Origin of the sequence: Nostoc sp. JL23, assembly GCF_017115065.1 — a bacterium.
GTDB lineage: Bacteria > Cyanobacteriota > Cyanobacteriia > Cyanobacteriales > Nostocaceae > Nostoc > Nostoc punctiforme_A.
In genome coordinates this window covers 1-26,005 of record NZ_JABXKN010000079.1, presented here as the reverse complement: position 1 = coordinate 26,005, position 26,005 = coordinate 1, and the positions used below count along the sequence as shown (strand labels likewise).

General features: G+C 42.6%; 18 protein-coding genes and 4 pseudogenes. 11 read left to right on the top strand and 11 right to left on the bottom strand.

Annotated features, from left to right (window positions below; genetic code table 11):
• Positions 1–200: 200 nt before the first annotated feature.
• Both HWQ42_RS16970 and HWQ42_RS16965 read left to right on the top strand, forming a co-directional pair.
• Complete coding sequence (locus tag HWQ42_RS16970) at positions 201–428, top strand: hypothetical protein (protein WP_292814139.1); 228 nt, start codon at positions 201–203, stop codon at positions 426–428.
• Complete coding sequence (locus HWQ42_RS16965) at positions 422–2,218, top strand: tetratricopeptide repeat protein (RefSeq protein ID WP_292814136.1); 1,797 nt, start codon at positions 422–424, stop codon at positions 2,216–2,218. Before HWQ42_RS16970 ends, HWQ42_RS16965 begins: the two co-directional genes overlap by 7 nt.
• A 239-nt stretch (positions 2,219–2,457) precedes the next feature.
• On the opposite strand, the gene HWQ42_RS16960 is transcribed toward HWQ42_RS16965, so the two are convergent.
• From HWQ42_RS16960 to HWQ42_RS16935, 6 genes and pseudogenes are all read right to left on the bottom strand, one after another.
• On the bottom strand, positions 2,458–2,802 hold the full coding sequence (locus HWQ42_RS16960) for a hypothetical protein (RefSeq protein WP_292814133.1): 345 nt from the start codon (positions 2,800–2,802) through the stop codon (positions 2,458–2,460).
• On the bottom strand, positions 2,799–3,029 hold the full coding sequence (locus tag HWQ42_RS16955) for a hypothetical protein (RefSeq protein WP_292814130.1): 231 nt from the start codon (positions 3,027–3,029) through the stop codon (positions 2,799–2,801). The genes HWQ42_RS16960 and HWQ42_RS16955 overlap by 4 nt, the downstream gene beginning before the upstream one ends.
• 89 nt (positions 3,030–3,118) lie before the next feature.
• A complete protein-coding gene (locus HWQ42_RS16950) occupies positions 3,119–4,612 on the bottom strand; it encodes a catalase (protein WP_292814127.1) in 1,494 nt (497 codons plus the stop codon).
• A 354-nt stretch (positions 4,613–4,966) separates the two neighbouring features.
• Positions 4,967–6,340, bottom strand: a complete 1,374-nt coding sequence (locus HWQ42_RS16945; RefSeq protein ID WP_292814125.1) for an alkaline phosphatase family protein — start codon at positions 6,338–6,340, stop codon at positions 4,967–4,969.
• A 15-nt stretch (positions 6,341–6,355) separates the two neighbouring features.
• Complete coding sequence (gene eboE / locus HWQ42_RS16940) at positions 6,356–7,582, bottom strand: metabolite traffic protein EboE (RefSeq protein WP_292814122.1); 1,227 nt, start codon at positions 7,580–7,582, stop codon at positions 6,356–6,358.
• A 183-nt stretch (positions 7,583–7,765) separates the two neighbouring features.
• A pseudogene (locus tag HWQ42_RS16935) lies at positions 7,766–7,966 on the bottom strand (IS4 family transposase); the annotation flags it as partial.
• A 250-nt stretch (positions 7,967–8,216) separates the two neighbouring features.
• Here HWQ42_RS16935 and HWQ42_RS16930 point away from each other — a divergent pair.
• Positions 8,217–9,506 (top strand): Glu/Leu/Phe/Val dehydrogenase, encoded by a 1,290-nt coding sequence (locus tag HWQ42_RS16930; RefSeq protein ID WP_292814119.1) that lies wholly within the window; start codon positions 8,217–8,219, stop codon positions 9,504–9,506.
• A 155-nt stretch (positions 9,507–9,661) separates the two neighbouring features.
• Here the strand turns inward: HWQ42_RS16930 and HWQ42_RS16925 are convergent, their stop codons facing one another.
• On the bottom strand, positions 9,662–12,925 hold the full coding sequence (locus HWQ42_RS16925) for a DEAD/DEAH box helicase (RefSeq protein WP_292814115.1): 3,264 nt from the start codon (positions 12,923–12,925) through the stop codon (positions 9,662–9,664).
• A 143-nt stretch (positions 12,926–13,068) separates the two neighbouring features.
• Between HWQ42_RS16925 and HWQ42_RS16920 the strand changes: the two genes are divergently transcribed.
• Positions 13,069–13,614: an N-acetyltransferase gene (locus HWQ42_RS16920; RefSeq protein ID WP_292814113.1), complete on the top strand. Its 546-nt coding sequence runs from the start codon at positions 13,069–13,071 to the stop codon at positions 13,612–13,614.
• Between the two features lie 101 nt (positions 13,615–13,715).
• On the top strand, positions 13,716–15,872 hold the full coding sequence (locus tag HWQ42_RS16915) for a polyribonucleotide nucleotidyltransferase (protein ID WP_292814111.1): 2,157 nt from the start codon (positions 13,716–13,718) through the stop codon (positions 15,870–15,872).
• A 102-nt stretch (positions 15,873–15,974) separates the two neighbouring features.
• On the opposite strand, the pseudogene HWQ42_RS16910 reads toward HWQ42_RS16915, so the two are convergent.
• Positions 15,975–16,184 (bottom strand): annotated as a pseudogene (locus HWQ42_RS16910) (hypothetical protein); the annotation flags it as partial.
• 8 nt (positions 16,185–16,192) lie between these two features.
• Here HWQ42_RS16910 and HWQ42_RS35575 point away from each other — a divergent pair.
• The 4 genes and pseudogenes from HWQ42_RS35575 (at position 16,193) to HWQ42_RS16890 (ending at position 17,364) form a co-directional block, all read left to right on the top strand.
• Positions 16,193–16,405 carry a DUF4915 domain-containing protein gene (locus tag HWQ42_RS35575; RefSeq protein ID WP_367119061.1) on the top strand — a complete coding sequence of 71 codons (213 nt, stop codon included), beginning with the start codon at positions 16,193–16,195 and terminating at the stop codon, positions 16,403–16,405.
• A gap of 111 nt (positions 16,406–16,516) precedes the next feature.
• Positions 16,517–16,840 (top strand): annotated as a pseudogene (locus tag HWQ42_RS16900) (DUF4915 domain-containing protein).
• 17 nt (positions 16,841–16,857) lie between these two features.
• Positions 16,858–16,992, top strand: coding sequence for a hypothetical protein (locus tag HWQ42_RS16895; RefSeq protein ID WP_292738576.1), 135 nt, complete (start codon positions 16,858–16,860; stop codon positions 16,990–16,992).
• A gap of 192 nt (positions 16,993–17,184) precedes the next feature.
• Entirely contained in the window at positions 17,185–17,364 is a 180-nt protein-coding gene (locus HWQ42_RS16890; protein WP_228013468.1) for a hypothetical protein, read from the top strand.
• Between the two features lie 40 nt (positions 17,365–17,404).
• Here the strand turns inward: HWQ42_RS16890 and HWQ42_RS16885 are convergent, their stop codons facing one another.
• A complete protein-coding gene (locus HWQ42_RS16885; protein WP_292814108.1) occupies positions 17,405–18,697 on the bottom strand; it encodes a dicarboxylate/amino acid:cation symporter in 1,293 nt (430 codons plus the stop codon).
• Positions 18,698–18,890: 193 nt separating this feature from the next.
• On the opposite strand from HWQ42_RS16885, the gene HWQ42_RS16880 reads away from it, so the two are divergent.
• Positions 18,891–21,521 (top strand): DNA polymerase III subunit alpha, encoded by a 2,631-nt coding sequence (locus HWQ42_RS16880; protein WP_292814105.1) that lies wholly within the window; start codon positions 18,891–18,893, stop codon positions 21,519–21,521.
• Between the two features lie 136 nt (positions 21,522–21,657).
• Here the strand turns inward: HWQ42_RS16880 and HWQ42_RS16875 are convergent, their stop codons facing one another.
• Together HWQ42_RS16875 and HWQ42_RS16870 are read right to left on the bottom strand one after the other, a co-directional pair.
• Positions 21,658–23,388 (bottom strand): NFACT family protein, encoded by a 1,731-nt coding sequence (locus tag HWQ42_RS16875; protein WP_292814102.1) that lies wholly within the window; start codon positions 23,386–23,388, stop codon positions 21,658–21,660.
• 471 nt (positions 23,389–23,859) lie between these two features.
• Positions 23,860–25,098 (bottom strand): annotated as a pseudogene (locus HWQ42_RS16870) (glycosyltransferase family 4 protein); the annotation flags it as partial.
• Positions 25,099–25,785: 687 nt separating this feature from the next.
• On the opposite strand from HWQ42_RS16870, the gene HWQ42_RS16865 reads away from it, so the two are divergent.
• Positions 25,786–25,980 (top strand): hypothetical protein, encoded by a 195-nt coding sequence (locus tag HWQ42_RS16865; protein WP_292814096.1) that lies wholly within the window; start codon positions 25,786–25,788, stop codon positions 25,978–25,980.
• Positions 25,981–26,005: the final 25 nt, after the last annotated feature.

The following is a 26,005-nucleotide window of genomic DNA, read 5'->3' as shown; positions in this document are numbered from 1 at the left end:
ACGACCTATATTCATCAATTCACTATTTTGTTATTCTGTCAATGCGTAAGTCCTAATCTCTTCAAAAATTCAGTCCTGCGGGTAGAGTTTTCTATTGCTGGGATAACTGGCAAGCTGGCAAAGTTTTATTAGTATTTGATGATGTCAAAAACTGGAAGCAAATTCAACCCTATCTGCCACTCCAAGGTTCTCGGTTTAAGGTGTTAATTACCACTCGTCTAAATACAGGGTTAGTATATCCATCACTGCCGTTAGGTCAATTGTCACCAGATGGAGCCTTAGAATTATTAACAACCCTGCTGGGAAAAGATAGGGTTGAGAAAGAATTAGAGTTTGCTAAAGGTCTTTGCCGATTTGTGAATTATGTACCAATTGGACTTTACCAAATAGCAGCACAGTGCCGAGAGCCAGGGAGAGTATTATGCTAGCAGACATTCTCGCACGGCTACAAAAGCAAGCATCAGCAGGTGAGTCTGGTGTAGCAGCAGCTTTTGAGTTGAATTGGCAAAGCTTAGAACCAGAGGCGCAAAAATTGGCTTGTCTATTGAGTTTATTTGCTTTGGCTCCTATCCCTTGGTCTTTGGTAGAATCAGCAGCAAGTTATAGCCATTGGGAATTTGACCTCAAAGCTAACTGCACTGTTTTAGTTGAGTGTTATTTGCTGCAAGAATTGGCAGAGGACACGTATCAAGTTCATGAACGCATTCGGGAATTATTGCGGCAGAAGTTAGAAGAATTAGCTGAAGCCAACGAACTCAAGCGTGGCTATTGTCAAGCAATGGTAGCCGTAGCAAAAGATATTTCTGAGACACCCACATTGATAGAATTTCCTAAAGTAACCCTGTCCATCCCTCACCTTGCGGAAGTTGTCACAGTTTACCAAGCTTGGTTAAGCGATGAGGATTTAATCTCACCATTTGAGAGCTTGGTTAGATTTTACGCAGTTCAAGGAGCCTATGAGCAAGTTTTGCCTTGGGGTAAACAAAGTTTCTTAGCTACTAAAGAACGTTTGGGCGAAGAACACCCCGATGTGGCAACTAGCCTGAACAATTTGGCACTCCTCTACGAATTACAGGGAAGGTACAGCGAAGCCGAACCTTTGTGCATCCAAGCTTTGGCGATGAGAAAACGCCTGCTGGGGGATGAACACTCAGATGTGGCAACTAGCCTGAATAATTTGGCAAAACTCTACAAATCACAGGGAAGGTATAGCGAAGCCGAACCTTTGTATATCGAAGCTTTGGCGATGAGAAAACGTCTGCTGAGGGATGAACACTCAGATGTGGCAGAAAGCCAGGACAATTTGGCACTCCTCTACGAATTACAGGGAAGGTATAGCGAAGCCGAACCTTTGTGCATCCAAGCTTTGGCGATGAGAAAACGCCTGCTGGGGGATGAACACTCAGATGTGGCAACTAGCCTGAATAATTTGGCAAAACTCTACAAATCACAGGGAAGGTATAGCGAAGCCGAACCTTTGTATATCGAAGCTTTGGCGATGAGAAAACGTCTGCTGAGGGATGAACACTCAGATGTGGCAGAAAGCCAGGACAATTTGGCACTCCTCTACGAATTACAGGGAAGGTATAGCGAAGCCGAACCTTTGTGCATCCAAGCTTTGGCGATGAGAAAACGCCTGCTGGGGGATGAACACCCGGATGTGGCAACTAGCCTGAACAATTTGGCAGCACTCTACGATTCACAGGGAAGGTACAGCGAAGCCGAACCTTTGTACATCCAAGCTTTGGCAATGACAAAACGCCTACTGGGGGATGAACACCCAGATGTGGCAACTAGCCTGAACAATTTGGCATTTCTCTACTATTCACAGGGAAGGCACAGCGAAGCCGAACCTTGGTATATCGAAGCTTTGGCGATGAGAAAACGCCTGCTGGGGGATGAACACCCAGATGTGGCAACTAGCCTGAACAATTTGGCCGCACTCTACAATTCACAGGGAAGGTACAGCGATGCTGAACCTTTGTACATCCAAGCTTTGGCGATGAGAAAACGTCTGCTGGGGGATGAACACCGTTATGTGGCAACTAGCCTGAACAATTTGGCAAAACTCTACAAATTACAGGGAAGGGACAGCGAAGCCGAACCTTTGTACATTCAAGCTTTGGCGATCGCTGAACAAGGGTTGGGGGCAAATCATCCCAATACAATAACCATTCGTAAAAATCTGGAAGACTTGCGGCGGAATCGTCAGCCTTGATTCAGGAGAATGGTTGCTTTTGTCTCCCGTTGGTTTCAGTAATTTAGGTAATCTGCACCGGGTGTCTTACCCGCCTGGGATTCAAATCCCAGTCTAATAAGTAGGCAAGATAATTAATTACACAATGTCATTGCAAATACAGTGAAGCAAAATAAAGCGATCGCAACGCCTAGAACTACTTCTCTACGATATGATCTGCGAAGGGTGCGATCGCAATAACTGTAAATATTTTTATTTCTCTACTTAATGAGCCTCTGAACTCCGTCAACGAGTCTTTTATCTCCGTTAACGAGTGTTTTATCTCCGTCAACGAGTCTTTTATCTCCGTTAACGAGTGTTTTATCTCCGTCAACGAGTCTTTTATCTCCGTTAACGAGTGTTTTATCTCCGTCAACGAGTCTTTTATCTCCGTTAACGAGTGTTTTATCTCCGTCAACGAGTCTTTTATCTCCGTTAACGAGTCTTTTAGCTCCGTCAACGAGTCTTTTATCTCCGTTAACGAGTCTTTTAGCTCCGTCAACGAGTATTTTAACTCCGTTCACGAGGCTTTTATCTCCGTTAACGAGTATTTTAGCTCCGTTCACGAGGCTTTTATCTCCGTTAACGGGTTATAGAGATAGCGATCGTGGTTAATTGCACCATCTGTTACATCACATTCCACAGGATTTGAACCTAAATCCCAAATAGAAGATGTTTGTTTGATGCTAGTAATAATAATTTTTCCATTTTCTTGAATAATCTCAAACTCTTGGTTTTCTCCTAATAGTTCTTTAGGAATTAATAATCCGTTTTCTGTTGCTGTTAATTTCACCTTTAATTACGTCGATTTAGTTTATAAGCTAATCAAATGAATTTGCTTTAGGGAGGGCAAGATGCCCACCCTACAAAATTGGATAAGGCTTACCAGTTACCTACAGGTTGAGCATCATGAGAAAACATAGAAGGATCGATTGAAATGCCCAATCCTTCAGCTACACGACGACCATAAGAAATATCTGCCCGGAAGAAGTGGCAAAGTTGGCGCATTTGGATGTCCTCCCTTGCTTGAGAGAGACTGCCGACAATATTTTTAGCCAGACGCTCTTGCTGTTCAGGAGTTAGTAACCGATACAGATTACCTGCTTGGGTATAATCGTCATTTCCTTCACGATGACTGTAACGATCGACTGTGACATCGCCCAAATGACTAGGTGGTTCTGCATAAGCTGGATTTTCTTTGGGCGTACCCTCAGCACTATTCGGTTCATAGTTAGGAACGCTACCGCCGTTGTTCCCCGATGCCATAAAGCCATCTCGCTGATAATGCATCACTGGACATTTGGGCTGGTTAACGGGTAGTTGCTGATAGTTACCACCCAAGCGATACCGTTGAGCATCTGGGTAAGAAAAGATGCGAGCTTGCAGCATTTTGTCTGGAGAGAAACTAACGCCAGGAACCACTGCACTAGGGCTAAAAGCGGCTTGCTCAACTTCGGCGAAATAATTCTCAGGGTTCCGATTTAGCTCTAATATCCCGACTTCAATTAAAGGATATTCCCCTTGTTTCCAAACTTTGGTTAAGTCAAAAGGATTGTCAGGATGTTTTTCTGCTTGCTCCTCGGTCATCACCTGAATACACATCTGCCACTTAGGATAATCTTTTTTAGCGATCGCTTCAAATAAATCATGAGTCGCATGATCCGGATCTTCACCCTTAATCTTAGCTGATTCTTCCTCTGTCAAAGTTTGATGCCCTTGCAGAGTCTTAAAGTGAAATTTACACCAAACGCGATCGCCCTCAGCATTAATTAAACTAAAGGTGTGGCTACCAAAACCGTCCATGTGGCGATGGGTTTTGGGAATTCCCCGATCTGAAAAGAGGATCGTCACCTGGTGAAGCGATTCTGGACTGAGTGACCAAAAATCCCACTTTGCATTCTGGTCTTTGCAATTGGTTTGGGGATTGCGCTTTTGGGTATGGATAAAATCAGGAAACTTCAAAGGGTCGCGGATGAAGAAAATAGGGGTATTGTTACCTACAAGATCCCAGTTACCCTCCTCAGTATAAAACTTGAGGGAAAAACCTCTAGGATCACGCTCGGCATCTGCTGAACCTTTTTCTCCTCCGACTGTAGAGAAACGCAAGAGAAGTTCCGTTTTTTTGCCAATTTCCGAAAAAAGTTTGGCTTTACTGTAGCGGGTAATGTCATTGGTAATAGTCAAAGTGCCGTGAGCAGCCGCACCTTTAGCGTGGACAACTCTTTCAGGAATACGTTCTCTGTTGAAATGAGCCAGCTTTTCTAATAGGTGGAAATCCTGTATTAATACAGGGCCACGCGCTCCAGCTGTGAGTGAGTTCTGATTATCGCTAACTGGAATACCGTCAGCAGTTGTCAAATTTTGGGGTTCAGTCATCGGTAAAGAAGCTCTCCATGTAAGTTACTCAGATTGCCCACAGTACATTTTAGTCAGTAGATAGATGCCTACTGATAGAACAATCTAATTCAACGTGAGTTCGATGAACCTCTCCCTCCCAGCCTCCCTCTCCGAAACGGAAAGGGAGGAGCAACGAAAAATTCAGCTTTTTGCTCCCCTCTCCGTGTCGGAGAGGGGTTGGGGGAGAGGTCAAATAAGACTTGTCGAACTCACATTAATTCATAGTCATAACGAGTTTATATATAAAGCATACTCGATATGATTATGAATTACAATGAATTTTTTTGTATTTTGGTAAGATGTAGAGACGATATATTTCCTCTATACTGCCTTTCAGGTATTTAAATGTTTGAGAATCAACGAGCAAACATCTGTCGCCTCAATTTGATGTTCATTAACGAGGTGAGTCTGATGGCTGATAAATAGAGGCCCTTCATCTGAAGAAGTGGTGATATTACCGTGAGAGCCACGCACCAGGGAAGCATCCAGAGGGATCACATCCATTAAGTAGCGAAAACCCAGTTGTTTCTTAAGTAACTTGAGAGCAATTTTTCCTTGAGGAAATTTTATTTGCGGATCGAGGAAAAGTTCGACAGGATCATAACCAGGTTTGCGGTGGATATCTACAGTTCTAGCAAAATCAGGCGCTTTCGCATCATCAAGCCAATAATAATAGGTAAACCAAGCGTCAGATTGAGCGATCGCTACCAACTCACCCGATCTAGGATGATTGAGATGGTAGGCTTGTTTACCCTCTTCATCCAACACCTGTGCCACGCCTTCAGTCGCCTCTAAAAGCGATCGCACTTTCGGGATATACGCCGGATCGTTGACATATATATGAGCAATTTGGTGATCCGCAACGGCAAAGGCAATGCTAGCACCAAAATCGAGCAGTTCTCGCCCCAATTCTTCTCGCACAGCAATTAAACCATTTTCCCGTAGTACGCGGTTCAAATCCACAGCTTTAGAAACTGGGGTAATGCCATACTCAGAAAGAATAATTACCTGAGTATTACGTGCTTGAAAATATTCAATTAAATTCCCACAAACAGCATCAATTTCTCGCAAATCTGCTTGAATCTGTGTTTGATTGTTACCAAACTTTTGCAGACAGTAATCTAAATGTGGTAAATAAACTAGTGATAATGTCGGGCTATAACGTTCCTCAATCCATTTTGCGGAATTGGCAATCCATTGACTAGAACTAATGGAAGTTTTTGGCCCCCAGAAATCGAACAGAGGGAAGTTTCCTAAATCAGATTGAATTTGCGATCGCACATCACTAGGATGTGTATAAATATCAGGTAATTTTCTCCCATCTGCGGGATACATCGGGCGCGGTGTAATCGCATAATTTACTGAGGAATACATATTGTACCACCAAAAAAGGTTGGCACAAGTGAAGGTTGGATCGATTGATTTAGCTATTTCCCAAACTTTGGGAGATTGTACTAGTTTATTAGATTGTCGCCAAAACTTTACTTCACATTCATCGCGGAAGTACCAACCATTAGCAACAATTCCATGTTCATCAGGCAACTTTCCTGTTAAATAAGTCGCCTGAACCGAACAAGTTACAGCAGGTAACACTTTTTTGATGGAAGCTACCTGTCCAATAGCCGCCCAAGAAGATAAAAACGGCGTGCTTTCTCCTAGTAAACTGGGCGTTAATCCCACGACATTTAGAACAACTGTTTTCTGCATAAAATTAATTTCCTCTTAATTGGCGGCAAATTCTTTTAATACCCACTCATACTCACGCTGAATAGAAGTCGCTAAATCTATCTTCATTTCTGATGGCAATACATCCCATGTGTAAGTCTCAATTTCTAAATGTGAGCAAGCATTGTTTGTCTGAAGTAGATGCAAAACAGTAGCAATGTCATCTTGGGTAGATTGCAAAATTTGATAATCATGAATAAAAATTGGCACATGAAAGTGAGTGCGCCATTCTTCAGCTAGAGATTGTTCTAAATGTGGTAATGCAGCTATTAAGTCAGGATAGTGATGAAGTGTACCATCGCTGCGACGTTCTATTACCTGGTGTAGATAGGTAGATTCAGCAAAAGGACGTAAGCGTTCAACTATCAAACGACGCTTTTCAACCTCAGCAGGTATTTTTACTTTAATTGCTGCACTGATTTGAATTTTGCCAATTTTAATTCCTGCCGATTGCAAACGCGTAAATACAGATTGCGGTTCCTCATATTCAACTGAAAAATGGCAGGTGTCATAGCAAACTCGAACGTGTTCTAGCAATTTAATTTCTGCTAAATTCTGTTCAATATTTAGCTTTTCTAATAAATAATTACCGCCAATTGGCAATAACCAATTTTCATAAAAATCAATTATTTCTGAAGTGTTTTCAATTAAACCATCAGGCTCAGGTTCTAAATCAATATGAAGGATTTTGCCTGTTTCTTCACGGATACGAATCATTTCTACAACAACAGATGCGATGTTCAAACAACTCTTTTTCAGAACCGTTTCAAAAGTTGTTTGGTCTTTTACCCACCAAGGTTTATAGGATAATGGTAGTGTAGAAATTCCGCCATCAAGCCCTTGGGGTAATAGACTAGCTAAAATATGTGCCAAGTTTAATGTATAATTAGCCCGTTCTTGTGTAGACCAATCTGGTGCATAAACTTGGTCTTTTACCACCTGTCGATGAAATCCGCCATAAGGGAATCCGTTTAAGGTGAAAACATATAAATCTTGTTGAGTTAGCCAAGTTTGGAATTGAGCCAAGTTATTACTTTCTAAAAGTTCTTTTGCAGCAACATCAGCTAACCTCAAGCCGATACCAAAAGCTTCTGTCGGCGATAAACATGATTTGAGTTCGGGAATATATTTCTCTAAATTGGCGAAAACCTCTAGCCAACTTTCACCAGGATGAATATTACTGCAATAAGTTAAGTGAAAATTATTGTTTTTTGTAATTTTCATTTTCTAGCTCTATCCTTTGTATATGTAATCTGTTTTCTTTGGCTTAAACTATTTCACAAAATACTTGCTACATATTCATGGGTAGGGGCGCACATCTATCATTGGTGTCAACTTAAGAAGATAAAGCCCAAATTTGTTGGGTGTAAGCGTCAATCTCAAGGGTGACGCTTATGCCTAGTTTTGACTAATCCAAACCGATAAGGTCAGTATTCTGTCGTGGAATGCTTTCTTTTCTTCCTTTTCGTACAATTTCAAGGGTTTAAAGTTGAGCGGAGATAGTAAAGAGTAGATTTTTTGCTCAATTTCCTCTATTGGCGGCATCGGTACTTGTTTTTGTTGCCGCAGGTCTGGGTTTCCTATTCGCGCTGGGCGTTTTCTACTCATGATGTATCACTAAGGACATCTAAATTGATGTCCTTAGATTACATCTTATAGTTCCTTTTTGCTTAAGTTGACACCAATGCACAGCTGTGCGCCCCTACAAATGATGATTTTTAAATAATTCTCACTTATCAGAATATAAAATATAAAACTGTAACAAAAACTACAAAATTTCTATTTTCTCAAAAAAAAGGATAAGCTAAATACAGATGATATCCGGTTCGTAAAGATACCGTGATTAGGAGAAAATTTTATGATTTCAAAATCCCTGTTGCTGTCAGAACCTGCTTCTCCAGCGCATATATGCCCATTTGATCAAGCCTGTAGCTACTTAGAGGCGGCAGCTAAAGAATTAAATTTAAATCAGGGTTTGCTGGAAATTCTCAGCCACCCGCGTAAGGTTGTCACGGTTTCCATTCCTGTGAAACTAGATAATGGGGAAATACAAGTTCTCGCTGGACACCGGGTACAGCACTCTGATGTCTTAGGCCCATACAAGGGTGGAATTCGTTACCATCCGGCTGTGACATTGCGCGAAGTATCTGCTCTAGCAATGCTGATGACCTGGAAATGTGCCTTGTTAGGTATTCCTTACGGTGGTGGGAAGGGTGGCATTGCTATAGATCCCAAACGCTACAGTGTTGGTGAATTAGAGCGAATCAGCCGCCGTTATATCAGCGAGTTGATTAAAGATATTGGGCCTTCTGTAGATATTCCTGCGCCAGACATGGGTACTTCTGCCCGTGAAATGGCTTGGATGATGGACACCTACTCTGTAAATGTTGGTCATGCTGTACCAGGAGTTGTAACTGGAAAGCCCCTTTCTATTGGTGGTTCTCTGGGGCGAGAAATGGCAACCGGACGTGGGACGATGATTATTGTCCGTGAGGCGCTAGCAGATCGAGGTAAATCTTTGGTAGGAGTGCGAGTAGCTATTCAAGGTTTCGGTAACGTCGGCTGTGCCGCAGCAGAATTACTATATGAAGCAGGCGCGAAAATTATCGCTGTTTCAACTGGTGCTGGCGGAATATTCTCCGAAGTTGGTCTTGATATTCCCAAGTTGAAAGTCTACGCTGCTGAAAATCGCAAGAGTATTGTGGGTTTCCCGCAATCTGTACCAATTAGCAATGCAGATTTATTAACTTTATCTTGCGATGTCTTAATACCAGCGGCTTTGGAGAACCAAATCACTGAAGAAAATGTGAATCAAGTGCAGGCGCAAATTGTGGCAGAAGCAGCTAACGGCCCGGTTACTCTTGAGGCTAACTTGGCCTTAGAGGCGCGCGGTGTGACAGTGCTACCCGATATTTTGGCGAATGCTGGCGGTGTAGTAGTCAGTTATTTAGAGTGGGTGCAGGGTCTTTCTTACGTATTTTGGGATGAGGAGCGCGTCAACCGCGAAATGGAGCATTTGATGGTGCAAGCGTACCGCAAGGTAATTCATCAGTCGGAGGTACGGCAAATTTCTTTAAGGTTAGCAGCTTACACGTTAGGGGTAGGTAGAGTGGCTCAGGCGCTGACTGACAGAGGCCTTTACCCTTAATATTTGGGCATAGACAGCAGTTTTCAATTGAATAAACAACATATAGGGGCACAACAATAATATTGTGCCCTTATATATTATAAATAGCCAGTGTTTCTGTTACGCGATCGCTTTAGCACTCAATTCAAGCACTAAAGTTCTTACTTACTACGAATTTACTCTGCATCATCATCAATTACTGCACTGCGATCGAGCAGTAATAAGTTGCGAAGTTGGTCTGTATCCATTTCGGTTAACCACTCTTCACCAGCACCTACAACTTGTTCAGCTAACTGTTTCTTACTTTCAATCATGTCATGAATTTTTTCTTCTAAAGTCCCAGTGCAAACAAATTTATGTACTTGTACATTCCGGGTTTGACCAATCCGAAATACTCTATCTGTGGCTTGATTTTCCACGGCTGGATTCCACCATCTATCAAAGTGGAATACATGATTTGCTCGTGTTAAATTTAGTCCTACTCCACCGGCTTTCAGAGAAAGAATCATAATCGGTGGCCCTTGAGGATCGTGTTGGAAACGGTCGATCATTTCCTCACGTTGCTTTTTACTGGTGCTGCCATATAAAAAGAATATTTCTCGCCCTAACTGTTTTTCTAAATAGGGTTTAAGTAATTTACCCCACTCAGCAAATTGTGTGAAAATTAGAGCGCGATCGCTTTCTGCTAAAACTTCTTCTAACATTTCTTCTAGCCGCAGAAGTTTGGCTGAATTATGTTGCTCTAATGTCGCTTGTTTCAAATATTGGGCTGGATGATTGCAGATTTGTTTGAGTTTGATTAACAAAGCCAAAATCATACCCCGACGTTGCAATCCTTCAGCAGATTCTATTTCTACTAAAGATTGTTCTACAACTTGTTGATAAAGTGCAGCTTGTTCACCAGTTAAACCGCAAAATACGGTCATTTCTTGCTTATCTGGTAAATCTTGAATGATGTCGCGATCGCTTTTCAATCGCCGCAGTATAAATGGTTGCACTAATGAACGTAATTGAGTCAAAGAAGCCGTATCACCATACTTTTCAATTGGCATGGCAAACCGCCGCTGAAAAAATTGCTTATTGCCTAAATATCCTGGATTGAGAAAATCTAAAATAGACCAGAGTTCTTGGAGTCTATTTTCTACTGGTGTCCCCGTCAACGCAATGCGAAATGTCGCTTCTAATTCCCGCACTGCTTTTGACTGCTTCGCCTCTGGATTTTTCACATTCTGGGCTTCGTCTAAAACAATTATCTGCCAAGAGACACTTTGCAATGACTTGATATCTCGATGAAGTAGTGAGTAGCTAGTAACGATTAAATCGTGCTTTTTCACTGCTTCTAAAAACGCTTTTCCTTTTGGGCGTTTGTCACCGTGATATTGCAAAATTTTCAGACTTGGTGCAAATTTATTGACTTCTCTTTCCCAGTTGCCTAAAACTGAAGTTGGACAAACTAGCAGTGTTGGATTTTCTAGTGCATCCTGTTCTTTAAGATGTAGCAAGAAAGCAATGAACTGCACGGTTTTACCGAGTCCCATATCGTCGGCGAGACACGCACCCAAGCCCCAACGTTCCAAGAATGACAGCCAAGCAGCACCACGTTCCTGATAAGGTCGCAACTGTCCTTTAAAGCCTGTTGGTGTGGGTAAAGGTGCGATCGCTTGATTATTACTTAACGCCCCAATCAACTCTTGCAATGCCCCAGATGCCTCAAAGCTAACCACTGGTAATTTTTCAATTACTTGGGTATCCCCTGTACTGAAACGCAAAGCATCTTCCAAGGAAAGCGCCATTTGGTCTTTGCGAGTGGTAAAAAATGTTTGGGCTGTTTTGATGTCCTGGGGTCGCAATTCTACCCACTCCCCGTTAATTTCCACTAGCGGACTATTTAAAGCCACAAGTTTATCAAACTCAGCTTTAGAAATAGTCTGTCCGCCAATTGCCAATTGCCATTGGAAATTTAATAGACTCTGCAACCCTAAACGTCCCTGCTTTCCTTTTGGGGTTTCGGCAGTAATTTTCAAACCCAAACGATTCGCCCAGCCTTCACGATTCGCTAAACTGGGAGGCAAAATTACCCCTAAACCGCTGTCTTCTAACCTCCAAGCTACAGCTTTGATAAACTCATAAGCTTGGATGGGGGTGATCCGAGAAGATTGGGGATATTCGGTTTCAAAGCTGGGTGCGATCGCTGGATATAATCGGGAAGCTACCCCCAAACCTCGTAAAAATGTTTCCTGTGGTTGCTCAATTGTCCGATTTTCATAAACCAATCTTTCAACTGGATTGTTCCAAATAGTTATTGCATCCACTAAAAACTCTGGATCGTCAGCCGCTTGCAAAAAATACGCCAATGTCCAATCTGTTTCGCCAGACTCTGGAGAACGCAGTTGAAAACAGGTACGAAATAGACTTTTAAGAGTTAATTGGTATTGTAGAGGCATAGTCCAAGCCTTCAATGCCGCTTCCAGTCTTTCCACTTCAATTGCATCTGCATTGACTATGTGAGATGCACTAGTTAAGGTTTGCAACGACTGTCGCACCCCAGACGGTAAAGATGCAATCGCCTTAGCTTCCATTGGAGGTTGAGAACCCATCATTTCTCGCACTTGGGCATCTATCGTACTGTTGAGAAATCCCAAAAGTAATTCTTGAGGTTCTGTGGGAAAGTCTACATAAAGTAGGGATTGGGAAAACTCCTCCCCAGTCCCCACTTCCTCTTGATAAGTGCGACAAACCAACGGTATATTCGCAGAAAATCTTTCTAGGCGGGTTCCATCTACTGCACTGTCTAGAAGTACTCGCCACTTAGCAGCAAATGCACCATCTGATTCTCGATCAATTGTTGGTAAAAACTTACAACGTGAGATTAAATCTAAACTCCATCGGGCCACCTGCGACCAAAAGCGTAAATCTCCACCCAAAAAAGCATCTTCCCCTTTAGCAGCATTTAGGGGAATAGCGGCGAGAAATTTTACGGCTTCGCTGGCGTTGAGACAAAAACCTTCAACTCGCCACGGTTGCAAATATTGCGGGGAGTCTGTATTTTCCCCCAAGCTGGCAGAATGTACAGGGAAAATCGCTGTTGTTCCTTTATCGCTACCTTCTGGGATATAAGTTGGTAGGGCAATGATTTGAGAGTGCGTTGGTAAACTGATTTCAGTGGCACTGGCGGCTTTGCGCGTTCGCCCAGTAGTTGCGATCGCTTTGCCCGCCGCAGGCATCGCAACTTGGGGTTTTTGGATGAAGTTGGTAATTGCCATGTTCTGAGAATGCAACCACTCACTCAACTCAACCGATGTCATTGCCAATGGATGTAGTGCTATATCTCCAGATCCATTCGACTCGAAATTCACTCGTGGCGATCGCCAAGTTTCCCCCCAAATAAATAAACAACCATTTTGATTTTTTAGTAACCAATTACAGTGTAAAATCGCCATTTGCTAACTACTTAGATTTCCCAAAATTTAAGAACTAAAAATCGCTACTGTTCTATTTTTTGTATCTTCTCAAGAAGACTTGTTGACCAAAGTTTGCATATAATAATTATTTCAGAAATTAGTTAATACAAAGATTATTAATAATGAATTTACCTCTAATTAAAGTTTTAAAAAATGGGATATTAGTGGAACTAGATTATATGCATCCTCAAGAGGAGGAGGCTGTAAGAGCATTACTCAATCTTGTAATTGTTGAAGGTAAAACCTATCCCCAAAAGCAACCTCTCTCTCCGACAGAATTTTTAGCTTACTGGTTAAGCAAGGATGCCTTTGTTGTCAGGACATCTGTTGTAGATCCTACACACAAGCCAAAAGAAATATTAGGGGCGTTTTATTTAAAGCCAAACTTTTCCGGTCGGTGTAGCCATATTTGCAACGCTGGTTTTATTGTACAACCTGAGTTACGCGGTCAGGGTTTAGGACGGTTCATGGGAGAGGCTATGCTTTCGATCGCAGCAAACCTGGGCTACGAAGCAGTGATGTTTAATTTGGTCTTTGAGACTAATATACCTTCAATTACACTTTGGCAGTCGTTAGGATTTGAGATTATTGGGCGAATTCCGGGCGCGGCGAAGCTAGAGAATGGGCAGGTAGTGGACGCGCTAATCTTGTATCACACTTTGCGTTAAACGACTTGTCTATCTTTGTATGTACTAGAAGTCAGCCATAGGGCATAAATGTTAGGATTGCCACAGAAAGAGAATAGCGAAAGAGAAGGAAAAAAAACTGAATGGCAGAAGTTGATAAGTCAATATCCTTCGATGGAAGGGATATTCGACTGAAAGTAGGCCTACTAGCTCCCCAGGCAGGTGGGTCGGTTTTGATAGAATCAGGGGACACATCCGTTTTAGTGACGGCTACGCGATCGCAAGCTAGAGAAGGCATTGATTTTCTTCCCCTTACTGTAGATTATGAAGAAAGGCTATATGCCGCTGGTAGGATTCCCGGCGGGATCATGCGGCGTGAAGGTCGTCCACCAGAAAAAACAATTCTCACCAGCCGTCTTATAGACCGTCCCATGCGTCCTTTGTTCCCCTCATGGTTGCGGGATGACTTGCAAATTATTGCCTTAACGCTGTCGATGGACGAGTTAGTTCCACCCGATGTGTTAGCAGTTACAGGCGCTTCCATTGCTACCCTGATTGCCCAGATTCCTTTTAATGGGCCAATGGCAGCAGTGCGGGTTGGTTTAGTGGGAGATGATTTCATTATTAACCCCACATACGCAGAAACCGAAGCGGGAGATTTGGATCTGATAGTAGCAGGTTCACCACATGGCGTGATCATGGTGGAAGCGGGAGCCAATCAGTTGCCAGAGCGAGATATTCTCGAAGCGATTGACTTTGGTTATGAAGCAGTGCGGGACTTAATCAAAGCGCAGCAAGATTTAATTGCAGAACTGGGTCTAGTAATAGTGCAAGAAGCACCACCAGAAGTAGACCAAACGTTAGAAAATTATATCCGCGATCGCGCCAACGGTCAGATTAAAAAAATCCTGTCTCAATTTAGTTTGACTAAACCCGAACGCGATGCAGCTTTAGATGTCGTCAAGGATGAAATTGCCGCGACGATTACTGAACTGTCAGAAGAAGACCCGATTCGAGTTGCCGCAACTGCAAATAAGAAGGCACTTGGTAACACTTTTAAAGATATTACCAAACATTTCATGCGGCGACAAATCATCGAAGATAACGTCCGCGTTGATGGTCGTAAACTCGATCAAGTGCGTCCGGTTTCTTGTTTAGTTGATGTCTTACCAAAGCGAGTCCACGGCAGCGGTTTATTTAACCGGGAACTAACTCAGGTATTATCCACTTGTACTCTGGGTACACCTGGGGATGCTCAAAACCTCAACGATGACATGCAGCTAGATCAGCACAAGCGTTATCTGCATCATTACAACTTCCCGCCATTCTCAGTCGGAGAAACCAAGCCAATGCGGGCCCCAGGAAGGCGTGAAATTGGTCACGGGGCATTAGCAGAACGAGCGTTAATACCTGTGCTACCGTCCAAAGAACAATTTCCCTACGTGATTCGCATCGTATCGGAAGTACTGTCTTCCAACGGTTCCACCTCAATGGGTTCAGTCTGCGGTTCCACCCTCGCCCTGATGGATGCTGGTGTACCAATTCTCAAACCCGTCAGTGGCGCGGCAATGGGTCTGATTAAGGAAGGGGACGAAGTACGAGTCCTGACCGACATCCAAGGTATCGAAGACTTTTTGGGCGACATGGACTTCAAAGTTGCCGGGACAGATACCGGGATTACCGCCTTGCAGATGGATATGAAAATCTCCGGTTTGTCTTTGGAGGTTATAGCCCAAGCTGTCCACCAAGCGAAAGCAGCCCGGTTGCACATTCTGGAGAAAATGCTCGCTTGCATTGACACACCACGGACTGAAACCTCACCTTATGCCCCACGTCTGTTAACAATCAAGATTGATTCAGACATGATTGGTTTGGTCATCGGGCCTGGAGGCAAGACTATTAAAGGCATCACGGAGGAAACTGGTGCAAAAATTGACATCGAAGATGATGGCACCGTGACAATTTCCGCTGTGGATGAGAACAAGGCCAAGAGAGCTAGAAATATCATCCAAGGCATGACCCGCAAGTTGCACGAAGGGGATGTCTATGCAGGACGCATTACTCGGATTATACCGATAGGTGCATTTGTGGAATTCTTACCAGGAAAAGAAGGCATGATTCACATTTCTCAACTAGCTGACTACCGCGTTGGCAAAGTTGAGGATGAAGTAGCGGTGGGCGATGAAGTGATTATCAAAGTGCGCGAAATTGATAACAAAGGTCGCATTAATCTCACCCGCTTGGGTATTCACCCAGATCAAGCAGCAGCAGCAAGAGAAGCAGCGGCGGTGAATCGGTAACTCGATTTGGGATTTTAGATTAGATTAAATCTAAAATCCGCGATGCCTATCGTGAAGGCATCGCCGTATGCTTCTCTAATTTGACAAATTATGAATTACAAATTATTTTAACGACTTTTCTGGCGTTGCTGAATCTAAGTATGAATTGATCGCCTTAAGCTTGCGAGTGCTACGCGCCCGCACCGCCACAGAACCGTACTTGAGATAATGTATGACCAATCGAATAGAGAGTTTCAGCATTTCCTCTGACTTAGAGTAACAAAAGGTTTTGCGATGTAGCCTAGCCAAATAATGCCTAAAACGACTATTTTTTACCCCAGATGAGTTATGTGACAGGAGATTTAGATATTCACGATATCGCTTTGAGTAAAGCAGAAGAGAAAAATTCCAATTCACAAAAACTATTATTTGTCAATACTGTGTTTAGTTGTTTGGGAACAGTCAGCGAAACCCACAGTTTTGTTCCCTTATGGCAGCCAACCTTTATCAGTAAGCTGGCAGCGGAAGATAGGTGTTATACCGTTTCACTTTAAAAATGATACAGATGGGCAAGCAGAGGGAGCAGAGGAAGTGATTTGTATCAGTAATTTCGTGAATTGGTATCAGGTACAGGAGAGTTTGGCTTTGCCGATTGAAAGCGGGGAGTGTTTGAACCAGTTGTCTTCTGTCCGGGATATCTGCGCGGTTGTGCATTTTATGGCAACTTTGCAGTAGTAGGAATTTTCCAACTCAGGCATAACAAGACATTCAGCGGCTTGGCTTAGGACAAGAAATTGCATCATAAAAACATTCAGCCTCGCTGTAGTTTACTAGTGATAGACCTGAAAAGCGTTGATATTGTCCATTCCTTACGGATAGAAGGGGTGGTACTGGAATTGTACGATGTGGTAGCACTTTTGGGGGTACGTCGTCCAATGGCGATCGGATTTCGCAGCGACGAAATTCGGCGGGTGATAACGGTGGGATGAGAAGCAATTCAAAATTTATGTCTAATTCAGCAATTTTTCACCTATCTAATCTCAACGGCAGCAACGGCTTTGTAACAATTTGCCTCAAGCGAACCTTATTATGTATGCCCCTAGCAATGTCTTTGAAGCAAGAATTTCCTGAAAAGTCATAATATTTCACTGGATATGGAATCAGAAAAATGGTGCGTGCAATTCTCCGTATTAAAGCGTAAACAACATAAATTCACTTGCTGGAATTCCGCAATTGCCACAAAGACAATAGCAAAAACGCAGGGTAGCCTTTAACTAGAAAAACAGTATTAGGTAATTCCTAGACCAACTTTTATATTATTTTTCTTGTTCTTATGACTCCAAAACACACCAAAATTAAATTTCCTCTTTGGCAGTATCTGAACCAGCCCTTATTTAGTCGGGATACTAAATTAGTATTGAATCCCCAACGTTTTGTATTGATCTGGCGTCTGCAACTTTTAGAACGTTGCTGGACTAAAGCATGTGACGCCAAAGGGCCTCAACAGCATTAGATATTTGAAATGCTGCTGAACTCAACTAAAAGCTGGCAAACTAAGCCTCATCTACAGAACGAGGCTTTTTGCCGTCAAGTAAAGCGCTAACAGTCATATCTCCCATAACATTAATCGCGGTACGGCAGCGATCCAAAAACCAGTCTACAGTAACTAGCAAAGCGATGTACTGGGTAGGTAAGCCGACAGAAGTGAACACTAGTGTCATCGTTACCAGTCCAGCATTGGGAATATTGGCCGCACCTACCGATGCAAAAATTGAGGTAAGGATGACAATTAACTGCTGTGTCAGACTTAGATGTTGCCCAATTAGTTGGGAAATATACAACGCAGACATTGCTTCATAGAGGGCAGTACCATCATTATTAAAATTTGCCCCGACTAATGCCCCCAAGGCAGCAGAGGATTCCCTTAAACCGACTTTTGTTTGCAAAACCTCAAAGGTTATGGGCATTGCTGCCGCAGAGGAAGAAGTTGAGAAAGCTGTCAAAAAGGCATCAGAACCACCAGCGAGAAATTTTAGCGGGTGTACCCAAGAACCAAATTTTACTCTGATCAGGTAGTAGCACGCCTGTAATACCAGTGCTAACAATACGGCGACGATGAATGCACCCAAAGATTTAAATGGGGCAAAGCCCTGCATCGCAATAGTTTTGGCTACAATCCCAAAGACTGCGAACGGCACTAAAGCAATTACCCAGTTGAGGATGCGGACTACCGCTTCAAATAAAATTCCGATGACATCCTCTATCGGCTGGAATCCATTCTTCCCTTGGGCGATTTGTTCAGATTTTAATCCCCGCAGGACGATGCCAAAACTCAGAGCAATCACAATCAGCTGGATGACATTATTATCAACCAATGGCTTGAGGACGGCTTCTGGTACAGCATCTTTGAGTATTCCCCAAGGATCGAGACTCTGAGGTGCTATTTCTGTACTTGTTGAGGTGTTTACATTACCCCAAGTCCCCGGACGCAGTACATTGGCTACGAACAGTCCTACCAAAATAGCTACGGTAGTGTTAGTTAAAAGTAACACTGCCAACCGCCGTCCGGCTGTACCAGGGATATTGGTAGTCATCAAAGTATGCAGCACCGCCGCTAGAATCAGGGGTGTAGCCAAGGCGCGGAGAGCCTTTAGTACCAATTCAGCCGGAATTGCTAAATTGTTGATTAAAGCGGCGTTGCTGGGATTGGGATTCCCTGCACCAAGGGCAATTCCGACACTGACTGCCGCTACTAAGGCGATGAGGATTTGCAACGTGAGAGGGATACGCTGCCACCAAGGGCTAGCTTTGGTTTCAGGCGAAGTAGTTCTCTCTGTTTGACTCATTGGCTAGGTACTGGTTAACTGCTGTAACTATTAAAACAACACTAATGATATTGATAATTCCCGAAAAAGAACAGCTTTAATTTTGGTTAAAAACTGTTAATCTAAGATTCCGTTGCTTTGCAAAATCTGGCTCGACAGGGTATACCACAAGGTAGACCCCTAGAGATACCTTGGCTTGTGGTTGGAGATGCTTATGTCCTTTGTTCCTTTACATATTCACAGTGACTACAGTCTACTTGATGGGGCAAGTCAGCTTCCAGAGTTGGTGGATCGAGCGATCGCACTGGGAATGAAAGCGATCGCCCTTACCGATCACGGTGTCATGTATGGAGCTGTTGAACTGATCAAAATCTGCCGTAGTCAAAATATTAAGCCGATTATCGGCAATGAAATGTATATTATTAACGGCGATATTGAGAAACAAGAACGCCGCCCCAAATATCATCAAGTAGTTTTAGCTAAAAATACCAAAGGTTACAAAAATTTAGTCAAATTAACCACAATTTCTCATCTTCAAGGTGTTCAAGGCAAAGGAATTTTTTCTCGTCCTTGTATTAATAAAGATTTATTAATACAATATCATGAAGGCTTGATTGTCACCAGCGCTTGTTTAGGTGGAGAAGTTCCCCAAGCGATTCTCAGTAATAGACCAGATGCAGCCCGAAAAGTTGCTCAGTGGTATAAAGATGTATTTGGTGATGATTATTATCTAGAAATTCAAGACCACGGCTCCCAAGAAGACCGGATTGTGAATGTTGAAATAGTCAAAATTGCTAGGGAGCTAGGCATTAAAATTATTGCAACTAATGATTCACATTTTATTTCTTGTTTTGACGTTGAAGCCCACGATGCTTTGCTATGTATTCAAACTGGCAAGTTAATTATTGAAGATAAGCGGATGCGTTATAGCGGCACAGAGTATCTCAAATCTGGTGAGGAGATGCAGCAGCTATTTCGTGACCATTTGCCAGATGATGTGATTGTAGAAGCGATCGCTACCACTGAAGAAGTCGCCGATAAAGTCGAGCCTTACCATATTATGGGTGAGCCTCAGATTCCTACACCCCCGATTCCCTCTGGTCATACTGCTGACACTTACGCCGAAGATGTGGCATGGGGTGGACTTTTAGAACGCTTAAATCGCAAATCTCGCCAGGAAGTCGATTTCGTCTATAAAGAAAGATTGGAATACGAACTGAAAATGATTCAGCAGATGGGTTTTTCCAAATACTTTTTAGTTGTATGGGACTACATCAAATTTGCTAGAGATAATAATATTCCTGTGGGGCCAGGTCGGGGTTCGGCGGCTGGTTCATTAGTTGCTTATGCAATGCGAATTACTAATATTGATCCTGTGCATCATGGGTTACTATTCGAGCGTTTCTTGAACCCAGAACGGAAATCCATGCCTGATATTGATACAGATTTCTGTATTGAACAACGGGATAAAGTGATTGAATATGTCACTGAGAAATATGGTGCAGATAGAGTTGCCCAAATTATTACTTTTAACCGCCTAACTTCTAAAGCAGTTTTGAAAGATGTCGCCAGAGTGTTGAATATTCCCTATGGGGAAGCTGACAAAATGGCGAAAATGATTCCTGTGGTGCGGGGGAAACCAACGAAACTCAAGGTAATGGTTTCTGATAAAACTCCAGAACCAGAGTTTAAAGAGAAATATGATAAAGAACCCCATGTTCGCCATTGGCTTGATATGGCGATGCGAATTGAAGGAACTAACAAAACTTTTGGTGTTCATGCCGCAGGTGTAGTAATTTCTGCCGATCCACTTGATGAAATTGTCCCACTACAGAAGAATAATGATGGTTCTGTAATTACCCAATATTTCATGGAAGACCTGGAATCAATGGGTTTGTTGAAAATGGATTTTCTGGGTTTACGGAACTTGACGCTGATTCAAAAAACTGTAGATTTGATTCAGGAAACGAGAGGATATCGGGTCGATCCTGATGAAATTCCCCGCCAGGAAAGAAAAGCCCAGAGGATATTAGCTAAAGGTGAACATAGCAGTCTACCAAAAGATGTCCAAAAAACTTATGAGTTATTAGAAGCAGGTGAGTTAGAAGGGATATTTCAATTAGAATCTTCTGGGATGCGTCAGATCGTGCGAGATTTGAAGCCTTCTAATATAGAAGATATTTCTTCAATTTTGGCACTATATCGACCGGGCCCATTAGATGCGGGACTGATACCTAAATTTATTAACCGCAAACATGGTCGAGAAAAGATTGATTATCAACACCAAATTCTAGAACCAATATTAGACGAAACTTATGGAATTATGGTCTATCAAGAGCAAATCATGAAAATTGCTCAAGATATGGCCGGATATTCTTTAGGACAAGCTGACTTGCTGCGTCGGGCGATGGGTAAAAAGAAAGTTTCTGAGATGCAAAAGCAGCGAGAAAAATTTGTGGATGGCGCAGCTAAAAATGGCGTTCAGAAAAAAGTTGCGGATGAACTATTTGAGCAAATGTTGAAGTTTGCTGAATATTGTTTAAGCTATGACACAGAAATATTGACGGTAGAATATGGATTAATGCCGATTGGAGAAATTGTCGAAAAAAGCATTGAATGCAGTGTGTACAGTGTTGATAATAATGGAAATATTTACACGCAACCTGTGGCACAGTGGCACGATCGCGGACAACAAGAGGTGTTTGAGTATTGCTTGGAAGATGGTTCAATAATTCGGGCAACAAAAGACCATAAATTTATGACTGCTGATGGTCAAATGTTGCCAATTGATGAAATATTTGAACGCGAATTGGATTTGATGCGGGTTGAGGGTTTGCCGAAATGAGGGCAATATGGTTCGGTTGATGACAATTCTAGATCGCTAAAGATGCGATAAATCATCATAAAGACGCGATAAATTATCACAAAGACGCGATAAATCGCCGTCTCTACAATAATCAATCTTTTGTAGAGACGGCGATTCATCGCGTCTCTTGCCTTAATTGCGGTTTTCCCCAAAGTATGGTTTCCTGCTTGTAAATTGCAATTCCTGGTTTTGCTCCTTTGGGTTTGTAGACGTGTTTTGGCTGAGTGTAAACTACTGGCACTTGATCGCTTTGACGAGCGCGACTGTAGTATGCCGCAAGATTAGCTACAAATTGCAAATCAGCTTCTTCCGCAACAGCACCCGGTTCTAGACGTAGTAGCAGATGACTCCCTGGAATTTCTTGAGCGTGAAACCATAAGTCATAATCACCTGCTACACGAAAGGTTAATTGGTCATTTTGGCGATTGTTACGACCGATTAATACTTCAAAGCCATTAGGCGTAAGGTAACGATGAAAGTTAGTGCTGGGGGGTTCATTGGCACTGCGGCTGCGGTATTCTGGGTCTTCTAGATACTTTTGTCCAATCAACTCTTCGCGGATTTCTTCTAAAGCTCGCAAATCTTCTGCTGTTTGGTAGGTGTCTATCTGAGCGATCGCAGCTTCTACTTGTTCTAAATACTCAATTTCTGTCTGCACTTCCAATAGTAATGGTTCCACGGCAGCACGAGCGCGTTTCAGCTTTTGGTGCTGTTTGTAAAGACTTTGGGCATTTTGGACGGCATTTTTATCTGGCTGGAGAGCGATCGCAACTGGCAAATTTGTCTCAAAATCAGCAAGGATAATTTCTTTCATCCCCGGTTCCCAGTTTTGCAAATGAGCCATCAATAAATCAGCTTTTTGTCGATACTCATCGGCTTGATCTGATTGCTGCAAGCGCGCCTGAAAGGTTTGAGCTTTATTGCGTAATTTCGTCAGAATATTATTTAATTTCTGACTCAACTGATGGCGCAATTGGGAAAATAACTGTTGATCAATCTGGTTACTGTAATAGCGGTTGAGCAACTCCTGGATATTTTTGACCTTTTCAACTGCACCCCAACCCATTACGGTGTAACCATCTTTTGTCCAAGCGGGTTGAAATTCTTTGGAATCTAGGGCTTGCAGCCATTGTTGCCAACGTTCAAACAGCCGTCGCCAGTCGTCGGGGTTGAGAGTATCGGTGGATGTTTCTGGTGCAATATTTGCTTCTAGCAGCATTAACTCCAGTAGTGCTGCACTCAAACCACTATAACTTTTGAGCAATTGCCGCTTGATTGCTCCTGGTACTAAACTTACCCGTTCTTGCCAACGTTCTTGAGATTCGCTCAAACTGGGGACAGTTCCAGTCAGTTTCGGTGGTGTTTCATAAGGCTGTCCGGTTTGGATGGGACGGACACTCGATTGTTGCTGACTGACTTGATGGGCGGCGGTGATAATTATATTGTTAGCGTCGGTGAGAATAACGTTGCTATACTTGCCCATGATTTCTGCATAGACATGATACAGGGCGCTTTCTCCAGGACGACGGGCAAATTGCAAATCAATCACACGCTCCCAAGGAGCGATCGCTTCAATCGCCACCAGTGCTAAACCACCCAATTGGTGTATTAATTGTTGGCTAAAGGTAAAGGTATCTGGCGATCGCGGTGGCGGATCGCCAATACAAATATGTGCAGCCTGGGGATGCCAAGAAATCTGTAGCCAATCTCGCTGTTCTAGGGTGCGTAATGCCATAGCAATCGTGTAGCGATCGCGCTGGTAAACCTGTTCTAAGCGTGATGGTAGCCAGTTAGCGCGGATTTCGCTACAAGCAGCTGTGAGAGTGGTAAAGTCAACTGGTTGCAAAGCGATTAGTTGTTAACATTCAAATGGTAGCGATCGCTATGATTTTATCTTCATTTAGTCAAAGCATAGCAGACCTCAACTATCATAGCGGTTACTTGGTTTAGTGATAGCTAACGCAAAAATCTATTATTCAGATAGACTCTCAGCACAGTTTTGTAAGTTAAAGCAATATAAATAGGCTAAATAATTTCCGCTAATTAAACTAATAACGGAAATCACTCAGCCTAGAGAAATATTTAGAATAAATGATTGAGTAATGGTGAGTGACGACTAGGAAAATAAAATTATTGCTTACTTCCGAGTTACCCATTCACCATTATCTGTTATGCAAAAGAATTATTTAGCAACCAAAACTGGCCGTTTTGCTGTTGATTGCACTAATTCGACTGTTGACTCCACTAGTTCTTTTGCTGTTGACTGCACTAGTTCGGCTGTTGACTGCACTAGTTCTTTTGCTGTTGACGCTACTGGTTGTGGCTGCGACAGTTGGGTGTAAAGTTCACTCAGTTGATGTGCTACACCATCCCAGCTAAACTTAGTTTCGACGCGCTTTCTACCGGCTTTACCCAATTCATCTCGCCATTCGGGATTTAAGAGAATTCGGTCAATAGCAGATGCAAAAGCATCTACATCTTGCGGTGGAGCCAATAAACCAGTTTTTTCATTAACTACAGTAAACTGAAGTCCGCCGACATCACTAGCTACAACTGGTGTGCTACTTGCCATCGCTTCGATCGCCACTAGTCCAAAGGGTTCGTAGTGACTGGGAACAACGCAAACATCGGCGGCTGCGTAATAGGTCGGTAAAATATCTTGACTTAGACGACCAGCAAAGATGGTAAAGTCACTCATCCCCAATTCGTTGACGATTTGCCCAATGCGATCGCGCTCAATGCCGTCACTGTTACCTGGAGTACTACCACCACCAATAATTAGCTGGAGATTGTTGGAATCGCGTAACCCAGACTGGTTTACTGCCCGCACCAAGGTTTCTATACCTTTGCGTTGGTCAAAACGCCCTACATACAATACGACTTTGGCTTCTTTGTCAATTCCCAATTCCGCCCTGGCTGCTTCTCGTGCAATCGAACCAAAGCGCTGAATATCTGTACCGCAGGGAATGATGTCGATATTGCCTTTTGTGGAAACTAGCGATCGCATGTGTTCCTGTTCTTGCGGACTGGTCGCTACAATTCGCTCTGCTTTTTCCAACACCTGTTTTTCCACTGCTAATCGCTGACTAGCAATCAGAGGAATATCTTCTATAGTGTTATACTTCACCGCTCCTAATGAGTGGTAGGTGTGAACCTGTTTACTCTTTTGGATTTTATTTAACTCCATCCCCACCCAACTAGAGAGCCAATAGTTAGTGTGAACTAACTCGTATGTAAAATCATTTTTTACTTGAAATTTGAGGAAATTATCCACAAATTCTGGCAGATATTCAAAAATTTCATCTCGCGGCACAAACTCAAGGGGGCCAGCTTTTAAACGAATAGTTCGACAATTGTTGCTATGTTCAACTATCGAGTCTTGCTCCAGACTCACTTTGCGGGTAAACATATCAACTTGCCATCCCAGATGCGCTAGTGCTTCACCCACATTGCGCACATAAACATTTTGTCCCCCTGCTTCTTCTTTCCCTATTTCAATCGCTGGGTCTCCGTGGACGGAAATCAAGGCGATACGTTTTTCGGTGTTAGAGTTCATAGTTTGTGTGTTGCTGATTTTCACAAAGTTTTAGTCTGTTCCAAGCACGTGTATAGCACACTTGCCTGAATTGTTTAGGAACTTTGATTAATATTGATTTTAATTTACTATACCTAATTTTTTTTTACATCCTCTGTCAGAAGTATACTTTTAGATTCAATACAAATATTTTTAGTTTCTTTAGATATAGGAAATTGTTATATCCGTATCTCATACTTTTGATAGATAAAAATAAGATTTTTTCATTCATCTCTAGCTCTAATTTCCTAGATATGGCAATTTTAATTTCCTCTCTACCTAGAGACTCAGATCCCTGACTTCTGCGAGGATATATCTGGTGAATAGGGGGTTTGACCCCCTAGTACCTCTCAAGGCAGAAAGTCAGAAGACTTGAAGAAGAAGTCAGAATTCAGGATTCAGAATCAAGACGTGACTCGAAAATACTCGAAAAGACTCGCTAACGCTATGCTATCCGCTCTTTCGTTCAAAATACCCAACTGTTAGCGGATAGCTAAGGTTTAGCCCATTCTGGCTGCTGACTCCTGAATTCTGTTTTGATAAAAATATATTTATCTAGCTTATATTCACTAAAAGAAATCTAAATTCTGTTTTTACGCAATTCTACTGAATTTGCTTCAAACTAATAAATATAGTCACTACCAATTTTCAAACGGAGAAGATTAATACATGAGTTTGATAGATGGTATATTTCTGACGATATTAAATACTGTTGCCTGTCTAGCACTGCCTAAGCTGCTATCTGTAATTATGCCTGTCAAAAATCAAAACACTGAGTCTTCAAAGTCTGCTATGACATCACAAGATTCTAACTCTGAAATTCCCAGTTTTTCTGGCTCTCCCAGACTAAATATGTTAAATTAACAACAGAAATGCCAGTTTAGTAAAA

What these genes read in the sequence shown, in the direction of transcription:
- HWQ42_RS16890 (WP_228013468.1), top strand. Translation starts at nt 17,185, where the DNA reads ATGACTCCAAAACACACCAAAATTAAATTTCCTCTTTGGCAGTATCTG.
- HWQ42_RS16950 (WP_292814127.1), bottom strand. Translation starts at nt 4,612, where the DNA reads ATGACTGAACCCCAAAATTTGACAACTGCTGACGGTATTCCAGTTAGC.
- HWQ42_RS16895 (WP_292738576.1), top strand. Translation starts at nt 16,858, where the DNA reads ATGTCTAATTCAGCAATTTTTCACCTATCTAATCTCAACGGCAGCAAC.
- HWQ42_RS16885 (WP_292814108.1), bottom strand. Translation starts at nt 18,697, where the DNA reads ATGAGTCAAACAGAGAGAACTACTTCGCCTGAAACCAAAGCTAGCCCT.
- HWQ42_RS16915 (WP_292814111.1), top strand. Translation starts at nt 13,716, where the DNA reads ATGGCAGAAGTTGATAAGTCAATATCCTTCGATGGAAGGGATATTCGA.
- HWQ42_RS35575 (WP_367119061.1), top strand. Translation starts at nt 16,193, where the DNA reads ATGAGTTATGTGACAGGAGATTTAGATATTCACGATATCGCTTTGAGT.
- HWQ42_RS16865 (WP_292814096.1), top strand. Translation starts at nt 25,786, where the DNA reads ATGAGTTTGATAGATGGTATATTTCTGACGATATTAAATACTGTTGCC.
- HWQ42_RS16920 (WP_292814113.1), top strand. Translation starts at nt 13,069, where the DNA reads ATGAATTTACCTCTAATTAAAGTTTTAAAAAATGGGATATTAGTGGAA.
- HWQ42_RS16880 (WP_292814105.1), top strand. Translation starts at nt 18,891, where the DNA reads ATGTCCTTTGTTCCTTTACATATTCACAGTGACTACAGTCTACTTGAT.
- HWQ42_RS16925 (WP_292814115.1), bottom strand. Translation starts at nt 12,925, where the DNA reads ATGGCGATTTTACACTGTAATTGGTTACTAAAAAATCAAAATGGTTGT.
- HWQ42_RS16965 (WP_292814136.1), top strand. Translation starts at nt 422, where the DNA reads ATGCTAGCAGACATTCTCGCACGGCTACAAAAGCAAGCATCAGCAGGT.
- eboE (WP_292814122.1), bottom strand. Translation starts at nt 7,582, where the DNA reads ATGAAAATTACAAAAAACAATAATTTTCACTTAACTTATTGCAGTAAT.
- HWQ42_RS16930 (WP_292814119.1), top strand. Translation starts at nt 8,217, where the DNA reads ATGATTTCAAAATCCCTGTTGCTGTCAGAACCTGCTTCTCCAGCGCAT.
- HWQ42_RS16945 (WP_292814125.1), bottom strand. Translation starts at nt 6,340, where the DNA reads ATGCAGAAAACAGTTGTTCTAAATGTCGTGGGATTAACGCCCAGTTTA.